The organism is Pseudomonas sp. CM27 (assembly GCF_013179515.1).
In the GTDB taxonomy this organism is placed as follows: domain Bacteria; phylum Pseudomonadota; class Gammaproteobacteria; order Pseudomonadales; family Pseudomonadaceae; genus Aquipseudomonas.
Window position 1 is genome coordinate 2,659 of sequence record NZ_JABMCN010000046.1, and the last position, 3,739, is coordinate 6,397.

The following is a 3,739-nucleotide window of genomic DNA, read 5'->3' on the forward strand; positions in this document are numbered from 1 at the left end:
CCAGATGGAGAAACTGCAGGACGGCGACCGCTTCTACTACCTGGAGCGTACCGCCGGGCTGTCGATGAACGCCGAGCTGGAAAGCAACTCGTTCGCCAAGCTGATCATGGCCAACACCTCGGCCACCCACTTGCCGGGCCTGGTGTTCTCCGACCCGGGCTTCTATCTGGAGCTGGACCAGAGCAAGCAGTACAACGATGGCCTGGGCAACGCCGACCCGCTGGGCGAAAACGGCCAGCAGGTGGTGTTCCGCGACAGCCCGCTGACGGCTGGCCCGGACACCAACTACATCCGCTATGCCGGTGGCGAGCATATCGTGCTGGGCGGTACCAACGGTGATGACATCCTGGTCTCCAGCGAGGGTGACGACACGGTGTGGGGCGATGCCGGCAACGACCGCATCGAAGGCGGCGACGGCAACGACCAGCTGCGCGGTGGGGCCGGCGACGACATCATCAGCGACATGGGTGGTGACGACAACATCCAGGGCGGCGACGGCAACGATGTGCTGCACGGCGGTAATGGCGTCAACCTGATCATCGGCGGCTTCGGCAACGACTTCATCGTGACCGGGGAAGATGCCTCCGAAGCCATTGGTGGCCAGGGCAACGACTTTATCCTCGGCAGCAAGGCCAACGAACAGGACATGGGTAACGAGGGCGACGACTGGATCGAAAAGGGCACCTCGGACGGTGCGCCTGGTGACAACTTCGACCCGCTGGGCAACGACCCGGTCATCGGCAACGACGTGTTCATCGGCGGTAACGAGAACGACAAGTTCAACGGTGAAGGCGGCGACGACATCATGGTCGGCAGCCTGGGCTTCGGCGACCGCTACATCGGTGGCTCGGGCTATGACTGGGCAACCTTCAAGGGCCTGGCCCAGGGCGTGTCCATCGACATGAGCGACCGCTTCTTCGATGTACCGCCGGTACCGGGTTCGGGCGCCTCGACGCTGGCGCGATTCGACATCATGGAGGGCCTGTCGGGGTCGGCGCATGGCGATTTCCTGCGCGGTGACAACGAAGATGCCACCAGCCTGCCGACGGCTGGCGCCACCGGCAGCGTGCTCACCAACATCAGCCTGATCAACGGCCTGTCCAGCCTGCTGGCAGCCGGGGCGACGTTCTACGACGGCGGCAACATCATCCTTGGCGGCAGCGGCAGCGACCTGATCGAAGGGCGTGGTGGCGACGATATCCTCGACGGCGACAAATGGTTGAACGTACGCATTAGCGTACGCGCCAACCACGATGGCAGCGGCCCGGAAATCGCCAGCTTCGACAGCATGGAGCCGATGGTGCCACTGATGCTCAACGGCACCTACAACCCGGGCCAGCTGGTGATTGTCCGGGAAATCCTGAGCGGCACCGACAGCTATGACACGGCGCTGTTCTCGGGGGTTGCCACCGACTATAGCGTGGTGGTCGATGGCAATTCGGTGATCGTCACCGACCTGGTGGCCGGGCGTGATGGTGTCGACCACCTGACCGGTATCGAGCGCCTGCAGTTCTCTGACCGCGCCCAGGCCTCTGGTGTGGGTACCGCCGTCAACGCGGGGCCCACGGGGCACCTGGTGATCCTCGACGATACCACCGGCGTGCGGGACGACACCCCGGTCAGCGGCCAGCTGCTGCGGGTGACCCCGTTGGCAGTGCATGACGCGGACAACGCCAGCGCGGCCAACCCCAGCGGTGCGGTCACCGGCCCGGTAGCCTATTACTGGCAGGTCGAGCAACTGCCGGGTTCCGGGGTGTATGAAGACATCACCTTCGTTGCCGCAGGTGAAGTGTCGCGGGCCATCGGCAGCACCTACCGGGTTACCGATGATGTGGCCGGGCTGAGCATCCGCGTTCGCGCGGTGTACCAGGACGCCAAGGGCACGCTGGAAATCGTCGATTCGTCGCCAAACAGCGCGCCAAGTGCCGGGCCGGCCGTGACCGGGCTGCTGGTGCAGAACCAGACGCTTACCGCCAACCCCGCGACCATTGTCGATGCCGACGGCCTTAGCAACCCGCAGTTCAGTTTCCAGTGGCAGTCCAACCGGGGGGTTGGCTGGGTCAACATCGCCGGGGCCATCGGCAGCACCTTTGTCCTGACCCAGGCGCAAGTAGGGCAGAACATGCGCGTGGTGGTCAGCTACGTGGATGACTTTGGCGTACACGAAAGCGTCGCCTCCGACATCCTCGACCCGGTGGCCAACGTCAACGATGCACCCACCGGTGCCGTGCTGATCAGCGACACCACGCCAGACCGGGGCCAGACGCTGACCGCGCTTACAGCCGGCATAGCCGACGTGGATGGGCTAGGCGCCTTCAGCTTCCAGTGGCAACAGGGCACGGGCGGCACCTTCAGCAATATCGTCGGTGCAACCGCGGCGACCTTCACCCCGGGCGTTGCCCAAGGCAACCAGCAACTGCGGGTGGTCGTGCGCTACACCGATGGCTTTGGCACGCTGGAGTCGCTGACCTCGGCGGCGACAGCAGCCGTGGTGGTTCCGCCGGGCGTGGTACTGACCGGCACCAACGCCGCCAACACCCTGACCGGTACGGTGGGCGACGATGTGATCTCGGGCCTGGGCGGCAATGACACGCTCAATGGCCTGGGCGGCGTCGACCAGCTGTTCGGGGGTGTCGGCAATGACATCCTCAACGGCGGTGACGACAACGACATCCTCAATGGCGAGGACGGCAACGACACACTCAACGGCGGGCTGGGTGCCGACGCCATGAACGGGGGCGCCGGCAACGACACCTTCGTGGTCGACAACACCGGTGACACGGTCATCGAGGCACTCAATGGCGGCACTGACCTGGTGCAGACCAGCCTGGCCAGCTACACCCTGGGTGCCAACGTCGAAAACCTGACCTACACCGGCAGCAGCGCCTTCACCGGTACCGGTAACGCGCTGGCCAACACCCTGACCGGTGGCGCCGGCAACGACGTGCTCAACGGCGGTGCGGGGGCCGACCGGCTGGTGGGTGGCGTGGGTAATGACACCTACTCGGTGGATGACGCCGGGGACGTGGTGGTGGAGGCCACCGGGGCCGGTACCGATCTGGTGCGTACCACACTGGCCAGCTACACCCTGGCTGCCAACGTCGAGAACCTGACGTATACCGGGGTGGGCAACTTCACCGCTATCGGCAACGGCCTGGCCAACATCATCAACGGCGCGGCAGGCAATGACACGCTTGGGGGGGACGGCGGCAACGACATCCTCAACGGCAATGCCGGCAACGACACCCTCAATGGCGACGCCGGCAACGACCAGCTGTTCGGCGGCCTGGGTGCGGACCGCCTGAACGGTGGTGGCGGTGACGACAGCCTCGACGGCGGTGACGGCAACGACACGCTGCTGGGCGATACCGGCAACGACACCTTGCTCGGCGGGGCGGGCGATGACAGCCTGGACGGCGGCAACGGCGTCGATCTGCTGCAGGGGGGCGATGGCAACGACACGCTGTTTGGTGACGTTGGCAACGACACCTTGCTGGGGGGCGCCGGCAACGACTTCCTCAACGGTGCGGCGGGTAACGATACGGTCGTGGGGGGTGCCGGCAACGACACCATGATCGCCACTGACGGCAACGATGTGTTCCAGTTCGCTGCCGGTTTTGGCAACGACCTGATCATCAGCTTCGATGCCATTGCGGCGGGCGGCCAGGACCGGCTGGATATCACTGGCCTCAATATCACTGCGGCAACCTTTGCCGCCAGCGTCACCATCGCCGATGTC

Annotated in this window: 1 pseudogene; it reads left to right on the forward strand. The window is 65.2% G+C overall.

Features of this window, described 5'->3' with window-relative positions:
• Positions 1 to 3,739 (forward strand): annotated as a pseudogene (locus HP547_RS29595) (heme peroxidase); the annotation flags it as partial.